Below are 1546 nucleotides of genomic sequence, written 5' to 3'. Positions count from 1 at the left end.
ACCCAAGACCTTGCAAAAGGCGGCGCTCGTCCCCAGAGGCTTGATAATTTGCATAGTGTTTTTCTAGCTGTAGATTCTGAGAAACCAGAAACATTCGTAGATCAAGCGGAATCTTTTTGGACTCAGTGCCTGGTGTTGAGATGCATCGCGCGAAGATGTCAAAAAGATCCTTTATGAAATTCTCAAATGACCCATGACCAAGGAATACTGCTGCCGAAATCACGTACTGGCGAATGATGGGTTCTGTAATTTGACGATCGGCTTTGGCCAATACATCCCTATATCCCTTGATATGAACTTTGAACTCGCGCAAGGCGCGACTCTGCTTGTAAGCCATGAGATCAAACCAAGATACTTTTGATTTTTTGCACTCGTAAGCGTACTTGTTGCTCGTCGCTAGTGGCGACACTTATCGATCTGCGAAAGGCTTCGTCTTCAGAAAATAGCTGGCCTAGGCGATCCTGCACAGTCTTGGCAGCAATATTGAGTTTCTTCTTTTCTGCTTGCAGTTGAGCTACTGCGACCATCTCTGCGTCATAGAGTGCAGCGTTAAATTTGCTTTCGACGACTTTGGTGCGCGAGAATATTTTGAACGCCAAATCACCGAACAAATCTCGAACTTTCAGTAATGTGGAATTGAAAAACTCCTCAAGGGACAAGCTTTCTTCAGGTGTCATGGAGCGCCTCGCATCGACAAAAGCGTTAATAAAACCAGCCAAAGGCTTCTTGTAGTGTTCGAAGTCTTGACTCAAAGCGAGGAAACGCATCACGAGTTCTTCGGCCTTCATTCGCTTATCACTTTTTCTGTCCAGAAGCTCTAAAAACTTCGTGGATTGCACAATTTTTGCCGCTAGCTGAATTGCGTCACCAAAATAAAGCCCGTGGCGAAGCTCCTGAGGATTTAGTTTTACAGAGCCAGAATTTAAGCGTTCGAAGACATCGAACTTAACTTGCGGATGGGTGTCTTTCAGAATGACTATGCATCTGAGCGTTCTGTTCAAGATGTGCCGTTGAAATCGGCCATCCAATTCGAAAAACCTATTGCCCTCCAACTCTGGATAAGCAGTCAATCCTTTAAGCGCGAACTCATTGTTTAGATATCGATTTATTGACGTCAGACGTTGATTCCCGTCAATTACCGACATCGTTTCGTCCTTCTCTTGATTCAAATAGACGACCGGAATCGGACATTGAATAATTAGCGACTCGATTAATCGAGATGCCTGCGAATCACTCCAAACATATCGACGTTGAAACTCAGGAATACCTATAGACGTATCGCGCAGTTTTTCAAAAATTGTCTGAACTGCAAAGTCGTAAGTTTCGGTATGAAGCTTTCTTTGCTCTGGAGGGATGTTAAGAATCGACTCTGCAAAATCGTCTTGACCAGTTGCAGTGGGAAAGAGCAAGTCAGCAAGTCCTCGCCCATCTTTTTTTGCAGTTGCCATTGGAGATACCTTTGAGTTCGTTAGCTACATACGATGACAGACTGCTTCCAACTGATCGGGTTTGATCGAGATATAGGCAAATCGCCATTTGCTAGTAG

General features: G+C 44.4%; 2 protein-coding genes. Both read right to left on the bottom strand.

The genetic code is table 11. The features are described 5' to 3' along the window. Nucleotides 1-337, bottom strand: a 337-nt coding sequence (locus tag AC1DWI_RS22660) for a hypothetical protein (RefSeq protein WP_477725847.1), incomplete at its 3' end; no start/stop codon positions are given. A 4-nt stretch (nucleotides 338-341) separates the two neighbouring features. Beyond that, nucleotides 342-1448: a GmrSD restriction endonuclease domain-containing protein gene (locus AC1DWI_RS22655; protein ID WP_477725846.1), complete on the bottom strand. Its 1107-nt coding sequence runs from the start codon at nucleotides 1446-1448 to the stop codon at nucleotides 342-344. Nucleotides 1449-1546 lie beyond the last annotated feature (98 nt).

This window comes from Polaromonas sp. P3_C2 (assembly GCF_056402675.1).
This window is presented reverse-complemented; position numbering and strand designations above follow the sequence as displayed.